At 72.2% G+C, this 24970-nt stretch carries 21 protein-coding genes; 16 read left to right on the top strand and 5 right to left on the bottom strand.

What is annotated here, in order from left to right; all coding sequences use genetic code 11:
• Nucleotides 1-3: 3 nt before the first annotated feature.
• Nucleotides 4-1221 (bottom strand): helix-turn-helix domain-containing protein, encoded by a 1218-nt coding sequence (locus ABZ928_RS45300; protein WP_361533486.1) that lies wholly within the window; start codon nucleotides 1219-1221, stop codon nucleotides 4-6.
• A gap of 12 nt (nucleotides 1222-1233) precedes the next feature.
• Nucleotides 1234-1386, bottom strand: coding sequence for a hypothetical protein (locus ABZ928_RS45305; protein ID WP_266827483.1), 153 nt, complete (start codon nucleotides 1384-1386; stop codon nucleotides 1234-1236).
• Between the two features lie 181 nt (nucleotides 1387-1567).
• Here ABZ928_RS45305 and ABZ928_RS45310 point away from each other — a divergent pair, with 181 nt between their 5' ends.
• From ABZ928_RS45310 to ABZ928_RS45365, 12 genes are all read left to right on the top strand, one after another.
• Nucleotides 1568-2545: a DUF3068 domain-containing protein gene (locus ABZ928_RS45310; RefSeq protein ID WP_361533145.1), complete on the top strand. Its 978-nt coding sequence runs from the start codon at nucleotides 1568-1570 to the stop codon at nucleotides 2543-2545.
• A 199-nt stretch (nucleotides 2546-2744) separates the two neighbouring features.
• Nucleotides 2745-3896 carry a glycosyltransferase family 4 protein gene (locus tag ABZ928_RS45315; protein ID WP_361533148.1) on the top strand — a complete coding sequence of 384 codons (1152 nt, stop codon included), beginning with the start codon at nucleotides 2745-2747 and terminating at the stop codon, nucleotides 3894-3896.
• Between the two features lie 11 nt (nucleotides 3897-3907).
• On the top strand, nucleotides 3908-4681 hold the full coding sequence (locus ABZ928_RS45320) for a class I SAM-dependent methyltransferase (protein WP_361533489.1): 774 nt from the start codon (nucleotides 3908-3910) through the stop codon (nucleotides 4679-4681).
• The gene (locus ABZ928_RS45325) at nucleotides 4678-8865 is read left to right on the top strand and encodes an alpha-(1->3)-arabinofuranosyltransferase family protein (protein WP_361533151.1); all 4188 of its coding nucleotides are present in this window, start codon (nucleotides 4678-4680) and stop codon (nucleotides 8863-8865) included. Before ABZ928_RS45320 ends, ABZ928_RS45325 begins: the two co-directional genes overlap by 4 nt.
• Nucleotides 8862-10277: a condensation protein gene (locus ABZ928_RS45330; protein WP_361533154.1), complete on the top strand. Its 1416-nt coding sequence runs from the start codon at nucleotides 8862-8864 to the stop codon at nucleotides 10275-10277. The genes ABZ928_RS45325 and ABZ928_RS45330 overlap by 4 nt, the downstream gene beginning before the upstream one ends.
• An 8-nt stretch (nucleotides 10278-10285) precedes the next feature.
• A complete protein-coding gene (locus ABZ928_RS45335; RefSeq protein WP_361533492.1) occupies nucleotides 10286-11017 on the top strand; it encodes a class I SAM-dependent methyltransferase in 732 nt (243 codons plus the stop codon).
• A 23-nt stretch (nucleotides 11018-11040) separates the two neighbouring features.
• The gene (locus ABZ928_RS45340) at nucleotides 11041-11949 is read left to right on the top strand and encodes a hypothetical protein (protein ID WP_361533495.1); all 909 of its coding nucleotides are present in this window, start codon (nucleotides 11041-11043) and stop codon (nucleotides 11947-11949) included.
• Nucleotides 11946-12173: a Trm112 family protein gene (locus ABZ928_RS45345; protein ID WP_361533157.1), complete on the top strand. Its 228-nt coding sequence runs from the start codon at nucleotides 11946-11948 to the stop codon at nucleotides 12171-12173. Before ABZ928_RS45340 ends, ABZ928_RS45345 begins: the two co-directional genes overlap by 4 nt.
• A complete protein-coding gene (locus ABZ928_RS45350) occupies nucleotides 12170-12955 on the top strand; it encodes an FkbM family methyltransferase (protein ID WP_361533160.1) in 786 nt (261 codons plus the stop codon). Before ABZ928_RS45345 ends, ABZ928_RS45350 begins: the two co-directional genes overlap by 4 nt.
• 113 nt (nucleotides 12956-13068) lie before the next feature.
• Nucleotides 13069-13623: a hypothetical protein gene (locus ABZ928_RS45355; protein ID WP_361533163.1), complete on the top strand. Its 555-nt coding sequence runs from the start codon at nucleotides 13069-13071 to the stop codon at nucleotides 13621-13623.
• Nucleotides 13624-13742: 119 nt separating this feature from the next.
• Nucleotides 13743-14639, top strand: a complete 897-nt coding sequence (locus ABZ928_RS45360; RefSeq protein ID WP_361533166.1) for an MEDS domain-containing protein — start codon at nucleotides 13743-13745, stop codon at nucleotides 14637-14639.
• Nucleotides 14636-15067: an ATP-binding protein gene (locus ABZ928_RS45365; protein WP_361533169.1), complete on the top strand. Its 432-nt coding sequence runs from the start codon at nucleotides 14636-14638 to the stop codon at nucleotides 15065-15067. The genes ABZ928_RS45360 and ABZ928_RS45365 overlap by 4 nt, the downstream gene beginning before the upstream one ends.
• Here ABZ928_RS45365 and ABZ928_RS45370 read toward each other — a convergent pair.
• Together ABZ928_RS45370 and ABZ928_RS45375 are read right to left on the bottom strand one after the other, a co-directional pair.
• Nucleotides 15039-17330 (bottom strand): LuxR C-terminal-related transcriptional regulator, encoded by a 2292-nt coding sequence (locus ABZ928_RS45370; RefSeq protein ID WP_361533172.1) that lies wholly within the window; start codon nucleotides 17328-17330, stop codon nucleotides 15039-15041. The genes ABZ928_RS45365 and ABZ928_RS45370 overlap by 29 nt on opposite strands.
• Before the next feature lie 126 nt (nucleotides 17331-17456).
• Entirely contained in the window at nucleotides 17457-18329 is an 873-nt protein-coding gene (locus tag ABZ928_RS45375; protein ID WP_361533175.1) for a hypothetical protein, read from the bottom strand.
• 193 nt (nucleotides 18330-18522) lie between these two features.
• Between ABZ928_RS45375 and ABZ928_RS45380 the strand changes: the two genes are divergently transcribed.
• Nucleotides 18523-19581 (top strand): MerR family transcriptional regulator, encoded by a 1059-nt coding sequence (locus tag ABZ928_RS45380; RefSeq protein WP_361533178.1) that lies wholly within the window; start codon nucleotides 18523-18525, stop codon nucleotides 19579-19581.
• On the opposite strand, the gene ABZ928_RS45385 is transcribed toward ABZ928_RS45380, so the two are convergent.
• A complete protein-coding gene (locus tag ABZ928_RS45385) occupies nucleotides 19578-20288 on the bottom strand; it encodes a FadR/GntR family transcriptional regulator (protein ID WP_361533181.1) in 711 nt (236 codons plus the stop codon). The genes ABZ928_RS45380 and ABZ928_RS45385 overlap by 4 nt on opposite strands.
• A gap of 214 nt (nucleotides 20289-20502) precedes the next feature.
• Between ABZ928_RS45385 and ABZ928_RS45390 the strand changes: the two genes are divergently transcribed.
• Genes ABZ928_RS45390 through ABZ928_RS45400 form a run of 3 tightly spaced genes read left to right on the top strand, consistent with a single transcriptional unit; the run spans nucleotide 20503 to nucleotide 24913 of the window.
• Nucleotides 20503-21870, top strand: a complete 1368-nt coding sequence (locus ABZ928_RS45390) for an SLC13 family permease (RefSeq protein WP_361533184.1) — start codon at nucleotides 20503-20505, stop codon at nucleotides 21868-21870.
• Between the two features lie 48 nt (nucleotides 21871-21918).
• The gene (locus ABZ928_RS45395) at nucleotides 21919-23394 is read left to right on the top strand and encodes an acyl-CoA synthetase (RefSeq protein WP_361533187.1); all 1476 of its coding nucleotides are present in this window, start codon (nucleotides 21919-21921) and stop codon (nucleotides 23392-23394) included.
• The gene (locus ABZ928_RS45400; RefSeq protein ID WP_361533190.1) at nucleotides 23387-24913 is read left to right on the top strand and encodes a carboxyl transferase domain-containing protein; all 1527 of its coding nucleotides are present in this window, start codon (nucleotides 23387-23389) and stop codon (nucleotides 24911-24913) included. The genes ABZ928_RS45395 and ABZ928_RS45400 overlap by 8 nt, the downstream gene beginning before the upstream one ends.
• Nucleotides 24914-24970 lie beyond the last annotated feature (57 nt).

Raw genomic sequence — 24970 nt, forward strand, 5'->3', positions numbered from 1 at the left:
TTCCTACGTAGGTGTCTCCCCCAGCACCCCCCTCAACCGCCGTGCCCTGAGCACCAGTTCCAGCTCGAAGCGGCGGTCCGGGTCGTCGATCTCCGCGCCCCAGAGTTCGCGGATCTGGCGGAGGCGGTAGCGGACGGTCTGGGGGTGGACGCCGAGGCGGGTGGCCACTTCCGGGGCGCCGCCGCGGGTCTCCAGCCAGGCCAGCAGGGTCTCGGCGAGGCGGCGGCCGTGGGTGGGGCCGCAGTGGGCCAGGGGGGCGAGGCAGCGGAGCGCCAAGTCGTCTATCAGTTCCTCGGGTTGGAGGAGGACCAGCGCCTCCGTGTGCTCGGTGCAGTGCAGGACCTCGCCGGACGGCAGCAGGCCGCGTTCCATGAGGTGGACGGCGGCTTCGGCCCAGCGCAGTGACTTCGCCGCGTCGGCGAGCGGGACGGGGGGTCCGATCGCGCCCGCCCAGCCGGTCAGGGCGCGGTGGAGGAGTTCCGGGCGGCCCGCCGCGTCCGGTTCGGGGACGACCATGCGCGGCTGTTCGTACTCCATGTCGAGGAGGACTCCCTGGCCGACGGCGGGTGGTACGGCCTCGCGGGCGGGGCGGAGCAGGACGCCGACGGCGACGCGCTCAGGGAGCGGCCAGCCGATGCGGGCGGCGCGTTCGGAGAGGGCCTCGGCGGGGTCGCCGTGGCGGTGGCGTTCCACCAACAGCAGTTCCATCAGGCGGCGTTGGAGACGGAGGCGCTCGCCCGCCTGTCTGGCGGCCGCCTCGGCGTAGCCGCGTACCGACTGGTCGACGAGGCCGTCGAGGTACTCGTAGCCGGCGTCGACGAGTTCGTACATCGCGGGCGGCGGGATCTCGACGCGCTGGCCGATCTCGGCGAAACGGCGCCAGGCCAGCCGTACGCCCATGCGGTAGATGGCCTGGAGCGAGTCGAGGCTGCGGCCGTTGAGGCCCTCGCCACGGCCGAAGTCCTGGAAGACGCCCGGCGGGACGGAGGGGCGGCCCTGTGCGGCCTCCAGGTGCTGGACGAAGACCTCGATGGCGCGGCGGATGCCGACGAGGGCCATCGGCTCGCCCGACTCGTCGACGACGAACTGGAGTTGGGGGTGCTCGCGGCGGATCTCGCGCAGGATCTCCTCGGCGAGGTCCGGTGCCTCCGCCATGGCGATCTCGGCGAACCGGCGCACCTTGAGGCGCGGTACGTCGAGCCAGGCCGAGCGGGAAGTCACCGCCGTCACGGGTCAACTCCCCTGACCTGCTTGCTCGTACGTGATCAAGGGGGTGTTCGGCTGGTCGGGCGTGGCTTCGAGCAGCGCGACGATGCCGAACGCGGCACCCACGGCGAGTGCGGCGGCGGCCGCGACGGTCAGCGCGGCGGCGAGCAGTCTGGACATCGCAGGGTCAGCCTTTCAACTTCCAAGTGGCTCTTTCCGGCGGTCGTCCCCACCCCGGCGTTCCACCCTGCCTGTCCGCCCCAGTGTCAGCAAGACATTGACACTCCGTCAAGGGGCGCCTACGGTTCCCGGCCCATAGAGCGGCCCGAACTCCGTACCCTCATGCCTCAGGAGTGCCCGGATGCGCCGTACAGCCTCTCCTTTCTCCCTGATTCTGCTGGGACTCGGCACGTTTCTGCTGGTCCTGGCGCCCATGCTGGCGTGGTACGTGACTCCACGGGCCGCGGTGAATCCGATCGATATCGACCAGACCGCCGTCTACAAGGGCACCGGCAGCGTCTTCGACACCGACAAGGTCGAGACGGTGGACGGTCAGACGATCACCGTCACCCAGCGGGTGCGCGGCAACGTCGCGGACAGCGAGCGCAGCGGTGACGCGGTGTGGGACGTGACCACGACCGTCGACACCGACAAGTCGCTGCCGGCCTCCGATCCGCACGACGCGCTGGAGTTCATACCGCAGCGCTGGGTCATGGACCGCAGGACCACCAAGCCCGTCCACTGCTGCGGCGAGTCGCCGTACATCGAGGGCGAGGCGTATCTGAAGTTCCCCTTCGACGTGCAGAAACGCTCGTACCAGTGGTGGGACAACTCCCTGGGCAACACGATCGTGCTGACCTACCGGGATACCAAGAAGGTCCAGGGGTACACGGGTTACCGGTTCACCGGCACGGTCGCCCCGACCAAGGTCGGTACCCGGATGGTGCCGGGCACCCTCGTCGGCCGGCCGGACAGCCCTCAGGTGCTGGCCGAGGAGTGGTACTCCAACCACGGCTTCGAGCTGGTCGTCGATCAGCGCACCGGTCGCGTGATCTACGCGCAGACCGGCCCGAAGCGCACCCTGCGGGCGCCGGGCGCGAAGAAGGACGCGGTGGTGCTGCTGGACAGCGAGAAGATCGCTTTCACGACGGCGACGCAGAAGGACGCGGTCGAGAAGGCCAAGAAGGACAGCGGGCAGCTGCGGGCGATCGGCGTGACGGTGCCGATCGGTTCCGCTGTGGTGGGGTTCGTCCTGATGGTGGCCGGTTCCGTTTTGGTGGTACGAGGGAGGCGGCATCCCGGTTCTTCCGGTACGCCCGATTCCCCGCTCACGATGTGATTGGACGTCAGCTCTAATAACGCCGGAAATTGTCACGCCGGTGAGTAGCCACGGAGAACGGGTGGGCGAAAACTGTCCACCCCCACCCGAGCACAGTCCACCCACATCACCCTCGCAGTAAGCACCCAAATCCCCCACAGGAACGTAAAGCACCGCCACACGCTCAAAGTTCCGCACCCTGAGACGAGTTGGAGCACATATGCCCCAGCACGTGCCACCCTCGCTGCCCGCCCTGTTCCCCCGGGCGTCGCAGCACCCCTCGGCGCTCCCCCCACCACCGCGCCGAATCGTTTTCCTCGCCCATCGTGATCTCGACAATCCCTCCGCCGGGGGCTCCGAGCTCCTGGTCGACCGGCTCGCCGACGGCCTCACCCGGCTCGGCCACCAGGTCACCCTGCTGTGCGGCGGTCCCGCGTCGTACCGCGACTACCGGGTCGTCTCCGCGGGCGGCGAACTCGGGCACTTCCTGCGCGCCCGCTCGGCCTTCTCCCGTCAGGTCGGTGACTGCGATCTGCTGGTCGAGGTCTGCAACGGGATGCCGTACTTCGCGCCCGTCTGGCACCGCGGTCCCACGCTGTGCCTGGTCAACCATGTGCACACCGATCTGTGGAAGATGCGGTTCGGCGGGCCCATGGCCCCCGCCGCCCGGCTCGGCCGAAGACTTGAACACTGGGCACTGACCGGTGCGCAGCGCCGGAGTCTGCTGGTGGCGGTGTCTCCGTCCACGGCCCACGCGTTGCGGGCGATCGGGGTCGAGCGGGACCGGATCCGCGTGGTCCACAACGGCGTCGAGGAACCCGGGCCGCGTGCGGATCGCTCCTCCGAGCCGTTGTTCGTCGCCGTCGGGCGGCTTGTCGAGTACAAGCGGATCGATCTGCTGCTGCGGCTGTGGGAGCGGGTCCGGCCGGTGACCGGCGGGCGGCTGCTGATCGTCGGGGACGGGCCCGAGCGGGAGCGGCTTGAGCAACTCGCCGGTCCCGGCGTGGAGTTCACCGGGCATGTGTCCGAGGCGGAGAAGCATCGGCTGCTGTGTGCGGCTTGGCTGTTGCTGCATCCGTCGGCGGTGGAGGGGTGGGGGCTGGTCGTGACCGAGGCCGCGACTCGTGAGACGCCGACCATCGCCTTTGACGTGCCTGGGCTGCGGGATTCCGTCGTGGACGGGGAGACCGGGGTGTTGGCTCGCGGTGAGTCCTCGTTCGCGGCTGCCTGGTGCACGTTGGCCTTGTCGGGTCATCGCCGCGAACTGATGGGCAAGGCAGCACGGGACCGCGCGGCGCGCTACCGCTGGCACCGGACGGTCAGACAGTTCCGTGCGGTTGCCTCCGAGGCGGTGAGGGGTTGGGGGACGTGACACGGCTGCGGGTGCGTCGTGGCTGGTCGCGCAGTTCCCCGCGCCCCTTAAGGGGCGCTCCCAGGGACCCCTCGTTTCGACGGTCCCTTGCCCTCTTTCGTGCCTTTCTTCATGAGCAGGACGATCCCTCGGCCTGTTACGAGCTCCTCGCCCGTGACTCCGTCAATCAAGTCGAGGCCTACGACGGTCCCGTCAGCGGACGTGTCGTCGTGGACGTCGGTGGGGGCAGCGGGTGTTTCACCGAGGAGTTCCGGAGACGGGGCGCCAACGCCTATCTGTTCGAACCCGACGTCACCGAGCTCGGTCCGAAGCCGACCGACGGGGCCGTCATCGCCGACGGGTATCTGCTGCCCTTGTCCGACGGGGTCGCCGACGTCACGTTCTCCTCCAATGTGCTGGAGCATGTCGCCGATCCGCAGACCTTCGTCAGTGAGCTCGTGCGGGTCACCCGGCCCGGCGGGCTGATCTATCTGTCGTTCACGAACTGGCTGTCCCCGTGGGGCGGGCATGAGTGGGCGCCGTGGCACTACCTGGGGGCCGAGCGGGCTCGGGCCCGTTATCGGCGGCGTACCGGGAAGGCCGCGAAGCACACCCTCGGCGAGAACCTGTTCGCCGTGCACATCGGTACGACTCTGCGGCAGGTGCGCGCCCGGGACGACGTGCGGGTGGTCTCGGCGCGCTCCCGCTACTGGCCGTTCCTCGCGGAGACCGTGGTCAAGGCGCCCGGGATCCGTGAGGTCGCCACCTGGAACCTTCTCCTCATCCTCCGGCGGTGTCCACCATGACGACGTCCACGGTCCAGGCCCCTCCCCCGGCCGCCGTACCCTCCACCGCGCGTATGTCGGGCCCGCCGGAGGGCCCGCGGTCGAGGCGCTGGCTGCTGGGGTTCTGGGCCGTGGTGTTCGTGCTGTTCCTGGCGGTGCACCCGGGCCGGCAGACCTTCGACACCAAGCTGGGGGTCACGGTCGATCCGGGGCGGTTCTTCTCCGACCTGGGGCAGCTGTGGCAGGACCAGGGCAGTTTCGGCGGGATCTCGGACCAGTACGCTGGCTATCTGTGGCCGATGCTGCCGTTCTACTGGCTGGCCGACGCCGTACGGCTGCCGGTGTGGCTGGCGGAGCGGCTGTGGCTGTCGCTGATCGTGTCGGTCGCCTTCTGGGGTGCGCTGCGGCTGGCCGAGCGGCTGCGGGTGGGCAGTGGTGCTTCACGACTGCTCGCCGCTGTCGCTTACGCCTTGTGGCCCGTGTTCACCATCGTCATCGGGTCCACCTCGGCGGCCGCGCTGCCCGGCGCGTTTCTGCCGTGGGTGCTGCTGCCGCTGGTCGACGAGCGGTACAGCGCCCGGGTCGCGGCCCTGCGTTCGGCGGTGCTCATACCCTTCATGGGTGGCGTCAACGCGGCCGCCACGCTCGCGTCGCTGCTGCCTGTCGGGCTTTATCTGCTGTCCCGTCCTGCCGGGCCCCGGCAGCGCAAGCTGATCGCCTGGTGGGTGCCGGGGCTGGTCCTGGCCACGGCCTGGTGGTGGATACCGCTGCTGCTGCTCGGCTTCTACGGCGAGAACTTCCTGCCGTACGTCGAGAGCGCGCGGACGACCACGGAGACCATGTCGGCGACCGAGGCACTGCGCGGCGGCGGGAACTGGGTCGCCTATCTGCACTTCGGCGAGGCCTGGCTGCCGGCCGGGTGGACCGTGGCCGCGTCGGTGGTCGTCATCGTCTGTTCGGCGCTCGCGGCCGGGCTGGGGCTCGCGGGGCTGGCCCGGCGGGACATGCCGGAGCGGCGCTGGCTGACGCTGACGGTGATCGTGACCGCGCTGATCCTGCTCGCTGGGTACGGGGACGCGTTCGGGGCGCCCTTCCACGGGGTGGTGCAGGACTGGTTGAACGGCGGTCTCGTGCCGTTCCGGAACATCTACAAGTTCCAGACCGGGCTGGCGCTGGCGCTGGTCCTCGGCCTCGCCCATCTGGTGGGGGTCGCGGCCGAGGCGAGAGGGGCCCGTCCGGTGCGGGGGCGCCGGTTCGCGCCGCTCGTCGCGGCGGTACTGATCCTGCCGGGGCTGATGTGGCCGTACCTCAACGGGTCGATCCTCAACCCCGGTTCCTTCCAGGAGATCCCCAAGTACTGGTCCGCGACGGCCGATTGGCTGAAGAAGTACTCGCCGGACTCCCGTGCCCTCGTCGTTCCGGCGACCGCGCACGGCATCTACACCTGGGGCTCCACCATCGACCAGCCCCTCGACGTGGTCGCCGAGTCCCGCTGGGCTCAACGCGATTACGTCCCCTTCGGCACCGCGGGCAACCGGCGGGCCATGGACGCCGTCGAGCAGGCCCTGATGTCCGGTGGTGAAGTGCCGGGGCTGGGCGACTACTTGAGCCGGGCGGGTGTCTATTACGTCGTCGTCCGCAACGATCTCGATCCCGATCAGATCGGTTACGTGCCGACCACGACCGTGAAGCGGACCCTGGAACAGTCCGGCTATCAACGGGTGACGGGCCTCGGTCCGGTCATGACCGGCGGGCGGATCGTCCAGGACGCGCCGCTCGCCGTCGAGGGGCTGTATCCGCGGCAGCGGGCGGTGGAGATCTACAAGCCCGCCGACTCCGTGCCCAACCCGCGGCAGGCCGGGCTGCTCCCGGTCGCCGACACCGCCGTCGTCTCCGGCGGCCCCGAGTCCCTGCTGCCGCTGGCGAGCGAGCTGCGCGGCCGGCCGACCGTGCTGACCGGCGACAACCACCCCGGCGTCGGAACCCCGGCGCTCCAGATCACCGGCGACGGACTGCGCCGCGCGGACACCCGGTTCGGCCTGGTCAACGCCAACACCTCGTACACGTACACCAGTGACGAACGGAACGCCCCCGGGGCCGCCGAGGACGCGGGCGAGAAACCGCGCCAGATCCTGCCGACGACCGGCCTCGACCATCAGACGGTCGCCCAACTGCGCGGCGCCCGCTCGGTGTCGGCGTCCTCGTACGGCAACTGGCTGTTCCATCTCCCGCAGTACGACCCGGTGAACGCCTTCGACGGCAACCCGGACACCGCGTGGGCGGAGGGCGCGCTGAACTCCGCCGACGGGCAGTGGCTGCGGATCGAGTTCTCCGACGACGCGTACGACATGCCGTCGTCGTTCAAGGTGACCCCGCTGCCGCAGGAGAGCGTGCGGGCGGCGGCGACCAAGGTGCGGGTGGAGACGGACAAGGGGTCCGAGGACACCATCCTGCGCTCCGACGGCTCGACGCAGACCGTCAAGGCACCGGCCGGTGCGACGAGTTGGATGAAGCTGACGATCCTCGACTCGGTGGAGCGCCGCTCCGGTCTGCTGGGCGCCGGATTCTCCGAGATCACCCTCCCGGACGTCCAGGTCACCCGGCTGCTGCGGCTGCCCACCGACGCCGAGGACACCGACGCCGCCGCCGACCTGATCTCCCTGCACCGCGCCGCCGACCCGACGGGACTGTCCGCGACGGGCACCGAGGCGGGCCTGCACCGGCGTTTCTCGACGGCGGCGGGAGGGACGTACTCGTTCCAGGCGACGGCGACGCCGGTGCCGGGTGAGGATCTCGACCAGCTGCTCTACGAGGTCGCGCCCACCCAGGACCAGCGGATCGTCGCCACCGCCGACTCGACGGCCGCGCTCGGCGCCGGGCTGTCCGCGCGCAATCTCACCGACGGCGATCTGACGACGGCGTGGATCGCGGGCGACCGCCCGACCATCCACCTGCGGTGGGACGGCAAACAGCCGGTCAGTGAACTGGTGTTGGCCCCGGCAGGTGGTCTCTCCACCCGGCCGACCGAGGTCAACATCACCTCCCCGGACGGCGCGGTCATCGCGGGCGTCGACGAGAACGGCTGGGTGCGGTTCCCGGCGATCACCACGGACCGTCTCGACATCACGATCACCCACACGGCGCCCATCACCCTCTACAACCCGGTGGTCGACGAGGATCTGCGGCTGCCGGTGGGCCTGACCGAGGCGTACATCCCCTCGCTCGACCAGTACCGCACCCCGCAGCCCAGGGACGACCGGGCGTTCTCGCTGCCGTGCGGCGAGGGCCCGGTGGTGTCGGTGGACCGGGAGCTGTACCAGACCAGCGTGAAGGGGACGGTGGGCGACCTGACCGAGCGTCGGCCGGTGGAGGTGACGTTGTGTCAGGAGGGCCGCGAAGACGGTGAATTGGAGTTGAGCTCCGGCTCGCACCAGGTCGAGTCGGGGGACGCCGGTCCCCTCACCCTGACCGACATCACCCTCACCCGGGGCACGGTCGCCGAGCCCACCCCCACCGACCGTGACCTGCGGGTGCGGGACTGGCTCGGCGACCGGCGCGAGGTGACGGTCGGCTCGGGCGCGGCCACGTATCTCACGACGTACGAGAACTACAACGACGGCTGGAAGGCCACCCTCAACGGCAAGGAGCTGTCGTCGGTGCGGCTCGACGGCTGGCAGCAGGGCTGGCGGATCCCGGCCGGGGCGGGCGGCACGGTCAAGCTGTCGTACGAGCCCGCCGTGACCTACGACGGGGCGCTCATCGGCAGCGCGGTGGCGGTGGCCGTCCTGGTCGGCCTGGTGCTCTGGCGGCGGCGCTCGCCCAACCCCGACGAGCCGCAGGTGCCGCCTCCGCCGCCGGGACTGTGGCTGGGCACGGTGGCGCTCACGGTGGTGGGTGTGCTGATCGCCGGATGGTTCGCGCTGCTGGTCCCGGCGCTCGCGCTGCTGGCGTATCGGCGGCACGAGTGGCTCGTACCGATCGCCTTCGCGGCCCTGGCCGGGGCGGGGATCGCCGCCGCGACGGGCGCGGGCGAGCCGGTGGCGGCGGGGCACGGGGCGTTCGGGCACACGGCTCAACTGCTGGCGCTGATGGGGCTGTTCGCGGCGGTGGTGAGTGTGCGGGACGACGACGGCGCCGACACGGTGCCCGCGTCGGAGGCGCCGACACGGCAGTTGCCCAAGGCCGAAGGAGGTGGGCCCGTATGACCACGGCCCCCGAACGCATCCCCTTCCCCGTGGTGGACGAGGTCGCCCGGCACTGCCTCCAGGAGGAGGAGCCGGAGACCGTCCACATCGAGGTCCACCTCCCGGGCCGGCTGGACCCGGCGGGCCTGCGCAAGGCGTTCCACGAGGCCCTGCTGCGGCATCCCCGCATCCTGATGAGGGAGGCGCGGGGGCCGTGGTTCCGCCGCCGTTACGAGTGGGAGCTGACCGAGCGCCCGGACGTGGAGGTCGTGACCTTCCCGGCACCGGGGAGGGACGCGCTGCGGGACGCGCGGACGCGGGCGCTGACGACCGTGCCGCCGCTGACGGATTCACCGCCGATCAGGTTGGAGGTGGTGGAGAGGGCAGGGCGCGTTGAAGGGAGCGAGGCCACGGATGCGGTGGGTGATGTGCGTGCGGGGCGTCGGGGCTCGGGGGTGGGCTCGCTTGCCCGCGCTGGCGGGGTGCCGCCTCTCAGTGGGTCGGGAGCCGCCCCAGCGGCACGACTGCCCGCAGGCTCCGGAACGGTGCTCTTCCTCACCATCAACCACACCGCCCTCGACGGACCCGCCTGCCTCCGCGTCCTGGCCACCGCCGCCGAGCTCTACAGCGGCCGGGACAATTCCCCCGCCGCACCCCCCACCCGCACCCCCGAGCCCCAGCAACCCCCCGCGTCCACCCCCTCCAACTGGTCACCCCCCGCCCGAGTGGCCCCCGGCACCCCCGAGCCCTCCCCCGGCAACGGCATGCTCATCACCGAACTCCCCCTCCCGCACCGCCCCAAGGGCGCCCCCTACACGGTGAACGACCAGCTGATGGTCGCCACGGCCCTCACCATCGCGCACTGGAACCGCGAACACGGCGCCCACCCCCGCCCGTTGCGCATCACGATGCCCGTGGACGACCGCCCCCGGGACACGACCATGCCGATCGGCAATGGGACGCGGCTCGTCGAAGTACCGTTCGCGCCACAAGAGTTGACGACCGCCGACCTCCCGGCCCTCCTCCAGCGCACCGCCGCCCGCACCCGGGCCCTCAAGTCCCTCCCCCGCCCTCAGCTGGGCCACGGCGCCGCCCTTCTCACCGCCCCGGTCACCCCCGTGGCATGGCGGGCCGCGCTCACCCGGGGCCTGCGCAGGGCGGCCGCGCCGTGGACGTCCACCACGCTGCTGAGCAACATCGGCCGCATCCCGTACCCGCTGGACTTCGGCGAGGAGGCGGGCCGCGCGCACGCGGTGTGGTTCTCGGCGCCCGCGAGGATGCCGCGCGGTCTCACCGTGACGACCGCGTCCACGGCGGGCCGCCTGCACCTGGCCCTGCGCTGGTCGCGCGCGCTGCTCAGCCACGGCGACGGCGCCCATCTGCGGGACCTGTTCGAGCACTATCTGCACTCGACGGACGTGGAGCAGTCATGAAAGCCGTCATGACCACCGCCCGGGCGGCCACCCCCCGCGACCTGCGCGACTTCTACGAGGACCCGGCCGTCCCGGTCGCCTCCGGCGCGCCCCGAAGCCTCCGCCAGGCCCGCATGCTGGCCGCCGCTCTCGGCGCCGCTCCCGGGCAGACCGTTCTCGACATCGGCTGCGGCGACGGCACCGCGGCCGCCGTCGCCGCCCCGCTCCTCCCCGGTCACCGGCTCGTCGGCGTCGACTGGTCCCAGGACGCCCTGCGCCGCGCCCGCACCCGGCTGCCGTACGCCGTGCGGGGCGAACTCACGGGCGGGGGGCTGCCGTTCGGCGCGGAGTCCGTGGACGCCGTGCTGTTCAGCGAGGTGATCGAGCATCTCGTCGACCCTGACTCGGCGATGGACGAGATCCGGCGGGTCCTGCGACCGGGGGGTCATCTCATGCTGTCCACACCGAACTTGGCCGCCTGGTACAACCGCGTCCTGCTGCTGGCGGGGGTGCAGCCGGTGTTCTCCGAGGTCAGCCTGCGGGCCGTCCACGGGCGGCCGGGACGGGAGGTCGTAGGGCATCTGCGGCTGTACACGGCGCGTGCGCTGCGGGAGTTCGTCACGGCGTCCGGCTTCACCGTCGTAGAGGTGCGGGGCGCGCCCTTCCACGGCGTACCGCGGTCCTTGCGGCCGCTCGACCGGCTGGCGTGCCGCAGACCGTCGCTCGCCTCGATCCTGCTGTTGCACGCGCGGAAGACCTAGGGGGCGTGGCCATGTGGTGGGGAGTGGCGGCGGCCCTGATGGCGAACACCCTGTACAGCATCGGTTTCGTCCTGGAGAAACGGGCGCTCGGCTCCCTCCCCGAGGTGACGGTCCGTCAACCCGCGCGGCTGCTGCGGCTGGTGCTGGGCAGCCCGCTGTGGATCGGGGGGTCGCTGGCGCTGGCGGCGGGGTTCGGCGCGCAGTTGATCGTCTACCGGACCCTGCCGATCGCGGCCGCACAGGGCATCTTCGTCTCGGGTCTCGTGCTGCTGGTGCTGCTGTCGGCACGGCTGCTGGGCGAGGAGACGACCGGGCGGGAGCGGTACGCCCTCGCCGCGATCCTCGGCGCGCTGCTGATGGTCGTCCTGTCCCTGGACGAACGCGCGGACACCGTCAGCCGGGCCGCCCCGTACCCGCTGATCCTGCTGGTGTGCGTGCCGTCGCTGGCGGCCGGGGTGTGGCTGTACGGGTCCGCCGAGCGGCGCGCCCGGCACCGGCACCGCATGCCGACGACGGGTGTCGAGTACGGCGTGGCGGTGGGCCTGCTGTACGGGGTCAGCTCGCTCGCGATCAAGGGCGTGTCGAGCTATCTCACCTCAAGTGGGCTGGGCGGGGCGGTGGTTGATCTGCTCCGCTCCCCGTATCCGTATCTCCTCCTCTTCACCGGCGCGTTCGGGCTCGTCCTGTCGCAGGCCGCGCTGCAACGCTGCCGGGCCTCGCTGATCGTGCCGGTGTGCACGACGGTGACCTGTCTGTTCACGGCGGTGCTCGGCACGCTGTCGTTCGGCGAGGCCCTGCCGCACGACCCGGTGCGCCTCGCGCTGCGGCTGGCCGGTACGGCCCTCGCCGTCTCCGTACTCCTGTCCATGCCCAAGCACGACGAGCGTCCCGCCCAACCCCCCATCGGTGCCAAGGAGTTGACACCCCCATGAACCCCGACGACCCACTGCTGCGGATCCTGGCGTGCCCGCTCGACAAGGGCCCGCTGCACCTCGTCGTACCGGACGGCCCGACGGCCCCGGACGAGGTCCTCTACAACCCGCGGCTGCACCGCCGTTACCCGGTGGTGGACGGCATCCCGCAGCTGCTGCCGTCCTCCGGGGAGCAGGTCTCGGACGACGAACACGAGGAACTCCTCAAGCGGATGGCCCCATGACGCTGGCCGCGCGCGTCGCCCCGCTGTTGCCCGACCGGCTGGTCGCGGCCGTCGCCCGGGCCGTGTACCCGCGCTTCGAACCGGAGTTGGCGCGACTCGGTGAACTGTGCCCGGCCGGCTGCGGCACCGCCGTGGACGTCGGCGGCTGGTACGGCCCGTGGACGCGCCGGCTGTCCCGCCGGGCGCGCCGGGTGGTGACCGTGGAACCGGTCCCCCACCTGGCCCGCCTCCTCGCGGCGACGGCCCCGCCCAACGTCCGGGTGGTCCAGGCGGCGGCGGCCGAACGCCCCGGCACCGCCCGCCTCTGGCTCCCGCCCCACGACGCCGGCGACCGAGGGGTCTCCTCCCTGGTCCGCCGGGACATCCACGCCCAGGCCCTGTCGGTCGGCTGTGTCACCCTCGACGAACTCGGCCTGAAGGACGTCGGTTTCGTCAAGGTCGACGTCGACGGCAGCGAGCTGGCGGTGCTCCGGGGCGCGACCGGCATCCTGGCCCGCGACCGGCCCGCGCTCTTCGTCGAGCTGGAGTGCCGTATCCAGCCGATCGCGCCGGTGGTGACGTATCTGTCGCTGCTCGGCTACGAGGGCTGGGTGCTGCCGGGCCGCGACTGGACCCGCCTGCGCGACTTCCCGCTGGAGGCCCACCAGGCGGAGGCGTCGTACGTGGTCAGCCAGGGCCTGCTGCGCCGGGTGCTGCCCTTCCGGGGCCCCCGCTACATCAATTCGGTCCTCTTCCTCCCGGACGGCCGCCGCCCTAGCGGAGCCGTAGGGGCGCGTCGGTGACGAGGGGGCGAGCGCGCGGAGGCCCGCAGGGCTGAGCACGGTCGCTCCCTCGTCACCGACTTAGGCGCCCCGGAGGCGTAGCGTCAGAAGAGGCGTGCGCCACGATGGATCACATGCCGCTTGACTTCCAACTGGTCCTGCTCCGCCGCATGGCCGACCACAACCCGGACCTAGTGGACGACGCCCGCCGCCAACTGGGCGCCTCCCTCACGGACATGCGCGAGGCGAACAAACGCTGGCAGGCCATGCTCCGCTCCCCGCGCGCCCGCGCCGCCGCGTCCCGCTACCGCTCGGTCCTGGGCGCTCCGGAGACGGTGCTCACCCGCAAGGTGGGCGACCTGGACTGCGAGGCATGGCTCTGGCCGCTGCCCCTCTGGCCGGACCTGCGCTTCGAGGTGCTGCTGGCGCCGAACGGCGGGGTGTGGAACGAGTGGCTGGTGCGGGCGCCGGGGGCGGCGGGCCCGACCCTGCGCACCCTGGAGGACCTCACCCCGTGGTCCTGCACGGTGGACGAGGCGGCGCGGGCCTTCGCCCCGGCCCGCCCGCTGGAGGGCACGGCCCCGACGCGCTGGGGCCTGGCGTTCACGGCCCCGGACGGCGACGGCGTACCCCATGCCTGCACGGCGGAATTCACATGGGGCTTGCTGCAAAGGCGAACGGTCAGGTGACGCACTTAAGGGGCGCGGGGAACTGCGCGACAAGCCCCCACTCAGTCGCACTATGACCACAAACCGATCAAACTCAGTCTTTCGGCAGATCAAGCCCCCTGCACCCCTACGTTGTGCCGATGACCGAGACGACATCCGATCGGACCGTGCCCGTCGAACGGCTGAAGCTGGGCGATCACGCCTGTATGAGCCTGCGCGAAGTCGAGTCGCCGTGGAAGGTCTTCACCGCGTACACCCGGACCAGTCTCGCCCGCCGCGAGAAGGTCCTGCTCGTCATGAACCCGGACGACATGAACGACGACGACGTGGTCGCCCTCATGGACGGCGGCTCCGGACACGTCGCCGCCGCCCGCGAGTCCGGCCAGCTGTCCCTGAAGCGGAACACCGAGATGTACCTCCCGGACGGCCGCTTCCAGGAGGACCGCACGATCGACCTGTACACCGAAGAGGTCAACCGCGCGCAGCGCGAGGGCTGGGCGGGGCTGCGGCTGACCGCCGACATGAGCTGGGCCCCGAAGGTCGGCCTCGACCACGACCGGCTCCTCGACTACGAGGCTTCGGTGGCCCCACTCTTCGCGGATCCGCTGTTCACCGCGATCTGCTGGTACGACCAGGAGCGCTTCGGCGACGGCCTGTTGAACGACATGGCCAAGGTCCACCCGCTGCGGGTCCTGGAGAACCTCGACTCGATCGACGCCACCGCGACCCCCGAGGGCAGCCGTATCTCCGGCTCCGCGGAGCTCGGTTCGCGCGCCGAGTTCATCGAGACGCTGCGCGAGGCGCTGGACCACCGGGACACCACCGGCCCCGCCCGTTTCGTCCTCGACCTGCGCGACCTGTGCTTCATGGAGGCACACTGCGCCTGGCAGCTGATCAGCCTCGCCGGGGCCCTGCCGGACGGCAGCGAGGTCACCGTCCGCTGCGGGGAGCTCCTCGGCCTCGTCCTGCGGCAGCTCGGCGCCGACGAGGTGCCCCAGCTGGTGCTCAGCGTCGAGGACGACGAGGTGGCGGTGTGAGTGACGGCCTGCTGCTCCGGCGGGAGTTCGACCGCACCGACCTCCCCCTGCTCCGCGCCCTGCTCACGGAGACGGCGATGCGGGCGGGCCTCTCCGGCTCCGCGAACGGGGCCTTCGTACAAGCGGCTTGGGAGCTCGCGACGCATGCGGTGGTGCACGGCGGGGGCCGGGGTTCGCTGGAACTCACCCTCCAGGACGACGAGTTGCGCTGCGAGGTCACGGACACCGGCGAGGGCGTGCCGCAGCGGTCGGGGACCACGGAGGGACACGGGCTGCGGCTGGCGGAGGCGCTGACGGGAGGGCTGGAGCTGCGCGGCGGTCCGGGGCAGAGGGGAACGGTGGCGGCGCTGGCAGTACGACTGCCCCAACCCTCCTCAGCTTCCTCCTCCGTGCCTCTCCTCAGCCCCCCTCCGGCCTGCGCGCACTGAACCACGCCGCCACCTGACTCCGACTGGTGAACCCCAACTTCACCAATATCCGCTCCACATGCCCCTCGGCGGTCCGCTGGGCGATCACCAAGCTCTCGGCGATCTGCCGGTTGGTCCGCCCCTGCGCGATCAGCGAGGCGACCTGCAACTCCCGCCGGGTGAGCAGTACTTCGTCCGGCGGCACCGGCGGCGCTTCGACCGCCCGGGGTGCCGAAGGCCCTCGCCGCTCCCCCAGCGCATAGGCGACCGCCTCGTCCATGGACAGCCCGCCGCCCCGCCGGTGCGCCCGCTCGTACGCCGCGTCCCCGAGGGTCCGCCGCGCATGCCGCTCGGCGATCCGCAGCCGCCCGGGCTGGAGCGTCTCCACGGGGTTGCCCCCGATGTCCCGCCATATCCGGTCGACCGCACCTCGCAGCACCCCCGCCCGCTCGACCGCCCCGGCCGCCGCCATCGCCTCCGCCGCGGCGAGGAGGTCGAGGGTGCGGGCGAGGCTCTGGGCCTGCTGGACGGTGTACGGCAGCCGCAGGCACGCGCGGGCGTGCTCGGCGGCGCTCTCGTAGTCCCCCGCCGACCAGTACGCGAGCGCGAGGGTGCGCAACGCCCAGCCCCGCGCCCACTGTTCGCCGTGCGCCTCGCAGAGCGCGATCGCCTCGACGCACAGCGGCACCGCCTCCTCGGGGCGCCCCCGGCAGACGAGGGTGCAGGCCAGTTCGACGCGGGTGAGGACGATGAAGCTGGCGGTGGTGGAGCGCGCCCTGCCCGGGCCGAAGGCGGTGGCCGGCACCGGCGGCGGGGCGGGCACCGACAGCTCCCGGTCCGCCGTGGAGCGGGGTGTCTCACCGCCCGCCAGGACGGCCGCCGAGCGGGTGTGGACCAGCGACATCAGCGCGCCCGCCCACATCGCCCGGGTCAGCGCCACGTCCGGCCGCGCCCCGGCGCGCAGCGCGCCGTCCATCCAGTGCCGCCCCTGCCCCCAGATGCCGCCGGCGACCCAGTGGAACCACAGGCTGGAGGCCATCCGCAGGCCCTGCTGGGCCTCGCCCGGGGTGGTGAGGCAGAAGTCCATCGCGGCATGGAAGTTGTCCCGGTCGAGGCGGAGCCGCTCGGTGATCCCGGCCTGGTCGGGCCCGAACCAGGTGCGCTCGTACTCGGCGGCCAGCCGGGTGAAGTGGTCCCGGTGCCGACGCCGGGTGCCGGCGACCTCACCGAGGTCGGCCAGCTTCTCCTGGCCGTAGTGGCGCAGGGAGACCAGCAGCCGGTAGCGCACCTGCCCGGCGTGCTCCTCCCGGACCAGCACCGACTTGTCGACGAGCCCGGCGATCGCGTCCAGGACGTCCGTCTCGTCCAGGCCCTCCCCGGCGCAGACCGCCTCCGCCGCGGCGAGGTCGAAGCCGCCGACGAACACCGACAGCCACGCCCACACCAACTGCTCCTGCGGGGTGCACAGTTCATGGCTCCAGTCGACGGCGGAGCGCAGGGTGCGATGGCGGGGCGCGGAGGCGGGGCCGCCACCGGTGAGCAGGTGGTAGCGGTCGTCGAGGCGTTCGACGAGCTGCTCCACGCCGAGCGCCCGGACCCGTACCGCCGCGAGTTCGATGGCGAGCGGCAGCCCGTCGAGGCGCCGGCACAGCCGGGCCACGGCCTGCTGGTTGCCCTCGGCGAGGGTGAAGCCGGGGACCACGGCGGCCGCCCGGTCGGCGAACAGCCGCAGCGCCGGGAACCGTTCGGCGGCGACCGCGCCGGCGGCGATCTCGTGCGGGGCTGGCGCCGACAGCGGCGGCACCTCGAAGAGCTGCTCCCCGGAGAGTCCGAGCCGGTGCCGGCTGGTGGCGAGGATCCGTACCCCTTCGGTCGCCGAGAGCACGGCCGCCGCGAGCACCGCGCAACTGCGCGGCAGATGCTCGCAGTTGTCGAGCACGATGAGCAGCTGCCGCTCCCGCAGATACTCGACGAGCACGTCAAGCGGCGGCCGTACGCTCTCGTTGCGCACCCCGAGCGCGTCTATCACGGCGTGCGGGACGAACGCCTCGTCCTGCAACGCGGCGAGCGGAACCAGCCACACCCCGTCGGGGAAGACCCGCGCCACCTGCTGTGCGACATGCCCGGCGAGCCGTGTCTTGCCCACCCCGCCGGGCCCGGTCAAGGTCAGCAGTCTCCCCACCGACAGCAATCGTCTGACTTCCACCGCCTCGTCCCTGCGCCCCACGAAGCTCGTCAGCTCCGCGGGAAAGCCCGCAGTACGCCGCGACTCTGATCCGCCCACGACCAGTCACGCCCTCTGTAGTGGTCCCCGCACGCGCTGTTGTTTCCCCGCAGGGTAGACACGGGACACCGGCCGGACGTCCGGTTCGCGCGATTACCGCCTCCACGGGTGACCGGGGCTTGCGCCTCAGCCCGCGGCCGCGCTCAGCACCGCCGCGACCACCGACGGCAGCGACCCCGGATGCAGGTCGAGGAACAGATTCGGCTCGACGAGCTCCAGCTCCATCACCCGCGGCCGCCCGTCCTCCCCGTCGACGAGGTCCACGCGCGCGTACAGCAGCTCCGGCGCCTCCGGTACGGCGGCCAGGGCACGCTCGGCGACCTCCCGCTCGGCCTCGGTCGCGGCCCAGGGCTCAAGACCCGGATGCGGGAACTTGTCCGCGTCGAACGCCGTCCCGCGCGCGAGCACGGCCCGCTTCCGGCTGGCGTGCAGCAGCCGCCCCCCGAAGTACAGCAGCGCCCGCTCCCCGCCCGCGTCGATGCCCGTCATGTACGGCTGCACCATCGCGGTGAGCCCTTCGGCGTGCATGCGCGCGAGCTGTCGTACGGCGGTGTCGTGCTGATCGGGTGTGTAGCGGGCGGCGTAGCGCGCGCCGGCGCCGGTGGTGGGCTTGACGACGTACTCCCGGTCGGCCGGAAGGTCGACGGCGTCTCCGGGCCCGAGATAGCGGGTGGGCACGGTGGGCACCCCGGCCGCCGCCAGCTCCCCGAGGTACCGCTTGTCGGTGTTCCACCGCACCACCTCGGCGGGATTGGCGAGCCGGGTGACCTTGGCGCACCGCTCGGCCCAGGCCACGAACTCGGCGACCCGCCAGCTGTAGTCCCAGGTCGACCGGATCACCGCGAGGTCGTATCCGCCCCAGTCGACCCCGTCGTCGTCCCAGTACACGGCGTCCGCCTCGGCCCCGGCCGCGCGCAGGGCGTCGAGCAGCACGGGGAGATCGAGGTCGCGGCTGGCTTCCGGCCGGGGGTCGTAGGTGACGAGGGCGATGCGGGGCACGGGGATCTCTTCTCGTTCGTCTCGGTCCGGCTGGGTTCAGCTCGGTTCAGCTCGGTCCGACTCGTGGGACTTCCGCAGGTTAGGCACGCCCGCCGCAACCGCGGCAACTCGTTTGACCCTCCCCTAGGGGGAAGCCCCAGCATCGATGGCGGCGAAGAGGACCGGGCAAAGGGGACGGAGGGGGAGGACGTACATGCTGACGATCGGTGCCTTCGCGAAGGCGTGCCGGCTGTCGCCCAAGGCCCTGCGGCTGTACGACGAGCTGGACCTGCTGCGTCCCGCGAAGGTCGACCCGGACACCGGGTACCGCTACTACGCGGTCGGGCAGCTGGAGCGGGCCCGCCTTGTGGCGTGGCTGCGGCGGATCGGGATGCCGTTGGCGCGGATCCGCGAGGTGGCCGCGCTCGACGCCGAGGCGGCGGCCGGGGAGATCCGTACGTACTGGGCGCGGGTCGAGGCGGAGACGGCCCAGCGGCGCGACCTGGCCGGATTCCTGGTCGACCATCTGTCGTCGGCCGCGCGCACGGACCCACCCGTGCTGGGACTCCGTTACGCCGCCCACTCGGACCCCGGGCGGGTCCGCCCCGAGAACCAGGACACGGCGTACGCGGGCACCCGGCTGCTGGCGGTCGCGGACGGCTTCGGTCCCGAGGGCGCCCCGGTGAGCAGCGCGGCCGTGGCGGCGCTGAGGTCGCTGGAGACACGGGAGATCCCGGCCGGAGACGTCCTCAACCTCCTTGAGGAGACGGCACACAACGCGACGGAGGCGGCCACGGCCGACTCAGGAACGACCCTCACCGCCCTCCTCTGGACGGGCTCCCGGCTGGCCCTGGTCCACATCGGCGACTCCCGCGCCTACCTCCTCCGCGACGGCGGCCTGTTCCGCATCACCGAGGACCACACGCTCGTCCAGTCGCTGATCGACGAGGGCCGCCTGACGGTGGAGGAGGCGAGCTCGCACCCCCAGCGCACCCTGCTCCTCAAGGCCTTGGGCACCACCCTCCCGGACCTCCGCCTCCACGACACCCGCCCCGGCGACCGCTACCTCCTCTGCTCCGACGGCCTCTCCTCGGTCGTCCCCGACCACCGCATCCGCGCCCTCCTCACCTCCGCCGCCACCCCCGAGGAGGCGGTCCGCACCCTGATCGCGGCGGCGAACGGGGCGGGCGGCCCGGACAACGTGAGCTGTGCGGTGGCGGACGTGGTGGAGGCCACGGACGCGGTCGCGGACGCCGGGGACCTCGCCGGCTAGCTGTCCTCGTCCTCCGGCTCCCAATCGAGGAGCCGTACCTTCGCCACCGTACGGACGTGGCGGCGCATGGCCGTGGCCGCCTGGCGAGGGCTCTGGGCGGCGATCGCGTCGAGGATGGCGTGGTGCTGGGCCAGGGAACGGTGGGGGCGGCCCGGTTGACGCAGGGACTCGGTGCGGCTCTCGGCGATCTGGTCGGCGATGGAGCGCATGAACTCGGCGAGCAGGCTGCTGTGCGCGGCGGCCGTGACCGCCGCGTGGAAGAGGCGGTCGCCCTCGATGCCGTGACCGCCGTCCTCGATCTCCCGGGCCATCTCGGCGAGAGCCAGCCGCATCGCGCCGAGGTCGTCGTCCGTACGGCGCTCGGCGGCCAGTTCGGCGAGCTTGGTCTCCAGCGCCTCGCGGGCGTCGAGGACGTCGGGGAGCCGGCGCCGGCGTTCGACCATCCGCTCGACGGGCTCCACGTCGAGGCTGTCCCGCACGAGATACGTCCCCCCGCCGTGCCGCGCCTCCACCAGCCCCTGGACCTCCAGCACCACGATCGCCTGCTTCACGGAGGCCCGGCTGACCCCGAGCCGCTGCGCCAGATCCCGTTCGGCCGGGAGCCGGTCGCCCGCCCCCAGTCCGGCCTCGGTGACGTACTGCCGGAGCCGGTCGAGCACCTGCTCGTAGAGGCGCTGCTTGGTCATGGGGCGCAGGGCGTCGGTCATGGGGTCCCCCTTCTTCGAGCGGCCAAATGGCCAAGTGGCTCAGCCAATTCTGACGCGACCCCTTGACGCTCCGCCAGTCCCCGAGCACGCTGTCGACCCATACTCAAGTGGTCAATTGGCTCAGCCACTCGGCCAGTTGGCCGGTGATTCGCTCTCCCTCCACCCCTCACCCCCACCCATCCGGCCGCTCCGGGACCCAGAGACGGGAGCCCGTATGTCCCCCGAACTCATCTCGATCCTCGTCCTCGTCGTGGTGTTCGTCATTGCCACGACCCGTTCCGTCAACATGGGCGCGCTCGCCTTCGCCGCCGCCTTCGCGGTGGGCGAGCTCGTCGCCGACCTCGACGCGGACGGCATCTTCGCCGGCTTCCCCGGTGACCTGTTCGTCGTCCTCGTCGGCGTCACATATCTCTTCGCGATCGCCCGCGCCAACGGCACCACCGACTGGCTCGTGCACGCCGCGATCCGGCTCGTACGGGGGCGGGTGGCGCTGATCCCCTGGGTGATGTTCGCCCTCACCGGCGCGCTCACGGCGATCGGCGCGGTCAGCCCGGCCGCCGTCGCGATCGTCGCGCCGATCGCGCTGAGCTTCGCCGCGCAGTACGGGATCAGCCCGCTGCTGATGGGCGCGATGGTGGTGCACGGCGCCCAGGGCGGCGGGTTCTCGCCGATCAGCATCTACGGCACGATCGTCAACGGCATCGTGGAGCGCGAGAAGCTCCCGGGCAACGAGGTCTTCCTCTTCCTCGCCTCGCTTGCCGTCAACGTCGTCATCGCGGCCGTCGTGTTCGTGCTGTTCGGGGGACGGAAGCTGTGGGCGATGGGGGCGGTGGAGGAGCCGACGGGGACGAAGGGGGCACCAGGAGGCGTGTCGGGGGCGGAAGGCGGCGAGTGGGGGCCGGAGGTGGGGCCCGGAGCAGCGGCCGGCGCCACGACGAGCACCATCACCGCGCCCCCTCATCCCCACCCCTCCCCCACTCCCCGCCTCACCCCCGCCCGTATCGCCACCCTCGCCTCCCTCGTCGCCCTCGTCGTAGCCGTTCTGGCCTTCGATCTGGACGCCGGGCTCACCGCGATCACCCTGGCCGTGCTGCTCAGTACCGTTTGGCCGGAGGACAGCCGGAAGGCGGTCGGGCAGATCGCGTGGTCGACGGTGCTGCTGATCTGCGGTGTCCTCACCTACGTCGGCGTACTGGACGAGATGGGCACGATCACCTGGGCCGGCGAGGGCGTGAGCGACATCGGCGTCCCCCTGCTGGCGGCGGTGCTGCTCTGCTACATCGGCGCGATCGTCTCGGCGTTCGCCTCCTCCGTGGGGATCATGGGGGCGCTGATCCCGCTGGCGGTGCCGTTCCTGGCGCAGGGGGAGATCGGGGCGGTCGGCATGGTCACCGCGCTGGCGGTGTCGGCGACGGTGGTGGACGTGAGCCCGTTCTCGACGAACGGCGCGCTGGTCCTGGCGGCGGCCCCGGACGTGGACCGCGAGCGTTTCTTTAGGCAGTTGATGGTCTATGGAGGGATCGTGGTGGCAGTGGTCCCGGCGGTGGTGTGGCTGGTGCTGGTGGTCCCCGGCATCGGCTAGCGGCGACCGCACCGGAAGGCATGGCAACAGCTAAAAGGAGTACGACGCGTGGCTTCTCTCTTCCCGGCCCTGACGGAGGGTCCGGCCGACCGCCCCGCCCTGCGGTTCGGCGAGCGGTCCCTGACGTACGCGGAGCTCACCGCCGCGACCGGTGTTCTGGCGGGCGGTCTCAAGGACGCCGGCCGGGTCGCCGTATGGGCGACCCCGACACTGGAGACCGCTGTCGCCGTGGTGGCAGCGCTGCGGGCGGGGGTGCCCGCCGTGCCGCTGAACCCGAAGTCCGGGGAGAAGGAGCTCGGGCACATCCTGTCGGACAGTGCGCCGTCCCTGGTGCTGGCGTCGCCGGGCGACGAACTGCCGCCCCCGCTGGGGGACTTGCGGCGGATCGACGTCACGCCGGACGCCACCGGCATCCCCGTCGCGGACGGTGAGGACGCCGAGGTGGGCGAGGACGCCGAGGTGGGCGAGGACGCCCCCGCCCTCGTCGTCTACACCTCGGGCACCACCGGCCCGCCCAAGGGCGCCGTCATCCCCCGCCGGGCGCTCAGCTCCACCCTCGACGCGCTGGCCGACGCCTGGGAGTGGACCGGGGACGACGTGCTCGTGCACGGGCTGCCGCTGTTCCATGTGCACGGTCTGGTGCTGGGCATCCTCGGCCCGCTGCGGCGCGGCGGATCGGTACGGCACCTCGGCCGCTTCGACACGGACGGCGTGGCACGCGAGCTGAACGGCGGCGCGACCATGCTGTTCGGGGTGCCGACGATGTACCACCGCATCGCCCAAGCCCTCCCGGACGACCCGGAGTTGGCGAAGGCGCTGGCCCGGGCACGGCTCCTGGTCTCGGGTTCGGCCGCACTCCCGGTGCACGACCACGAGCGGATCGCGGCGGCGACCGGCCGGCGGGTCATCGAGCGGTACGGCATGACGGAGACCCTGATGAACACCAGCGTGCGCGCGGACGGCGAGGCCCGCGCGGGCACCGTCGGGGTGCCGTTGCCGGGGGTGGAGCTGCGGCTGGCGGAGGAGGACGGGTCGGCGATCACCTCGTACGACGGGGAGACGGTCGGCGAGATCCAGGTGCGCGGGCCGAACCTGTTCACCGAGTACCTCAACCGTCCCGACGCGACGGCGGCGGCGTTCACGGCGGACGGCTGGTTCCGCACCGGCGACATGGCGGTGCGCGATCCCGACGGGTACGTCCGGATCATCGGCCGGAAGGCCACCGACCTGATCAAGAGCGGGGGTTACAAGATCGGCGCGGGCGAGATCGAGAACGCGCTCCTGGAACACCCGGGCGTACGGGAGGCGGCGGTGACGGGCGAGCCGGACGCCGACCTGGGCGAACGGATCGTCGCGTGGATCGTGCCCACGGATCCCGAAAGCCCCCCGACGACGCAGGACTTGGCCGACCACGTGGCCCACCGCCTGGCCCCCCACAAACGCCCCCGCGTCGTCCACCACCTCCCCGCCCTCCCCCGCAACGACATGGGGAAGATCATGAAGCGGGCGCTGACCCATGACTGAACGCCGCTCCGCCCGCGAGATCCTCGCCCTCCTCACGGACGACTTCACCGAACTCCCGCCCCCGCCCCGCGAGTCCAAGCCCGACGGCCCCCTCGCCTGGGAGGGCTACGACGCGTCCCGCGCCCGCGCGGCGCAGCGCACCGGCGAGGACGAGTCGGTGGTGTGCGGCACGGCAAGCGTGGAAGGCACGCAAGCGGTCTTCCTGGCCTTCGAGTTCGGCTTCCTCGGCGGCTCCCTGGGCGTCCGCACCGGCGACCGCCTGGAAGCGGCGTACGAACACGCCCGCGAACACCGCCTCCCCGTCGTCCCGTTGGTCGCCACGGGCGGCAGCCGCATGCAGGAAGGCATGCTCGCCCTCACCCAACTCCAGCGGGTAGCCCACCAGTCGACCCTCACCCGCGAGGCAGGCCTCCCCCAGATCGCGGTCCTACGAGACCCGACGACAGGCGGCGGCTGGGCAACTTTGGGCGCAGGCGCCGACGTGATCCTCGCCCTCCCCGGCGCCCAGATCGGCTTCGCCGGCTCCCGAGTCCGCCCCCCGGACGCCGACCCGACGGCCTACACGGCAGAGGCCCAGGTGGCAGCGGGGGCGGCGGACGCGGTGGTACGTCCGGAGGAACTGAGGGAGACGCTGGGCCGCTGGCTGCGGTTGCTGTCTCCGGGCGCGGGGGCGGGCGCAGGCGCAGCCTCGGGCGCGGCAGCGGTCTCGGGCGCAGCCGCAGGCTCTGCCGTCGCTGCCGTAGCTGCGGGCAGTCGTGCCGCTGGGGCGGCTCCCGACCCACAGAGAGGCGGCACCCCGCCAGCGCGGGCGAGCGACACCCACCCGGCCCCAGCCCCCACCCACAGCACCCCCGAAACCCACCCCACCCCAGCCCCCGTCCCCGATGCCCTGGGCGACCCCACCCTCCCCACCACCGGCTGGCACGCAGTACAACGCGCCCGAGACCCCCAACGCCCCCGAGCCACCGCCTACTTGGACGCCTACTTCACCCACCGCCTCCCCCTCTCCGGCGACCGCTGCGGCGGCACCGACCCCGGCATGCTCTGCGGCTTCGGCGAACACCAGGGCCGCACCATCGCGTACGCCGCACAGACCGGCACCCCCACCCGCCCCGCCGGCTACCGCACCGCCGCCCGCCTGATCCGCCTCGCGGACCGCCTGAGCATCCCGGTACTGACCCTCGTGGACACACCAGGCGCCGCGAACGACGCGGAGGCCGAGCGCGAGGGCGCGGGCGCCGCGATCGCGGACCTGTTCAGCGCGGTGGCGTCGGCACGCACACCGCTCACCACGCTCGTGATCGGCGAGGGCGGCTCAGGCGGAGCACTCGCGCTGGCCGCACCCGGCCGCACCTGGGCCACCCCCGACAGCTACTTCTCCGTCATCGCACCGGAGCTGGCCGCGGCGATCCTCAAACGCCCACCGGAGGAAGTGGAAGCGACGGCCGACCAACTCCGCATCCGTCCCCAGGACTTGGCCGAGCTGGGCGTGATCCGGACAGGTGATCGCCACTCCTGAGACCGCAGAAGGTAGCGCGCGGAAACCGGGACAAGCCCCACCACCGTCCGGAACAAT

Source organism: Streptomyces sp. NPDC046909 (genome assembly GCF_040644695.1).
In the GTDB taxonomy this organism is placed as follows: domain Bacteria; phylum Actinomycetota; class Actinomycetes; order Streptomycetales; family Streptomycetaceae; genus Streptomyces.

Coding starts and splice junctions, on each gene's coding strand:
- ABZ928_RS45310 (WP_361533145.1), top strand. CDS start 1,568: ATGCGCCGTACAGCCTCTCCTTTCTCCCTGATTCTGCTGGGACTCGGC.
- ABZ928_RS45325 (WP_361533151.1), top strand. CDS start 4,678: ATGACGACGTCCACGGTCCAGGCCCCTCCCCCGGCCGCCGTACCCTCC.
- ABZ928_RS45315 (WP_361533148.1), top strand. CDS start 2,745: ATGCCCCAGCACGTGCCACCCTCGCTGCCCGCCCTGTTCCCCCGGGCG.
- ABZ928_RS45350 (WP_361533160.1), top strand. CDS start 12,170: ATGACGCTGGCCGCGCGCGTCGCCCCGCTGTTGCCCGACCGGCTGGTC.
- ABZ928_RS45360 (WP_361533166.1), top strand. CDS start 13,743: ATGACCGAGACGACATCCGATCGGACCGTGCCCGTCGAACGGCTGAAG.
- ABZ928_RS45385 (WP_361533181.1), bottom strand. CDS start 20,288: ATGACCGACGCCCTGCGCCCCATGACCAAGCAGCGCCTCTACGAGCAG.
- ABZ928_RS45330 (WP_361533154.1), top strand. CDS start 8,862: ATGACCACGGCCCCCGAACGCATCCCCTTCCCCGTGGTGGACGAGGTC.
- ABZ928_RS45355 (WP_361533163.1), top strand. CDS start 13,069: ATGCCGCTTGACTTCCAACTGGTCCTGCTCCGCCGCATGGCCGACCAC.
- ABZ928_RS45400 (WP_361533190.1), top strand. CDS start 23,387: ATGACTGAACGCCGCTCCGCCCGCGAGATCCTCGCCCTCCTCACGGAC.
- ABZ928_RS45390 (WP_361533184.1), top strand. CDS start 20,503: ATGTCCCCCGAACTCATCTCGATCCTCGTCCTCGTCGTGGTGTTCGTC.
- ABZ928_RS45305 (WP_266827483.1), bottom strand. CDS start 1,386: ATGTCCAGACTGCTCGCCGCCGCGCTGACCGTCGCGGCCGCCGCCGCA.
- ABZ928_RS45335 (WP_361533492.1), top strand. CDS start 10,286: ATGACCACCGCCCGGGCGGCCACCCCCCGCGACCTGCGCGACTTCTAC.
- ABZ928_RS45345 (WP_361533157.1), top strand. CDS start 11,946: ATGAACCCCGACGACCCACTGCTGCGGATCCTGGCGTGCCCGCTCGAC.
- ABZ928_RS45380 (WP_361533178.1), top strand. CDS start 18,523: ATGCTGACGATCGGTGCCTTCGCGAAGGCGTGCCGGCTGTCGCCCAAG.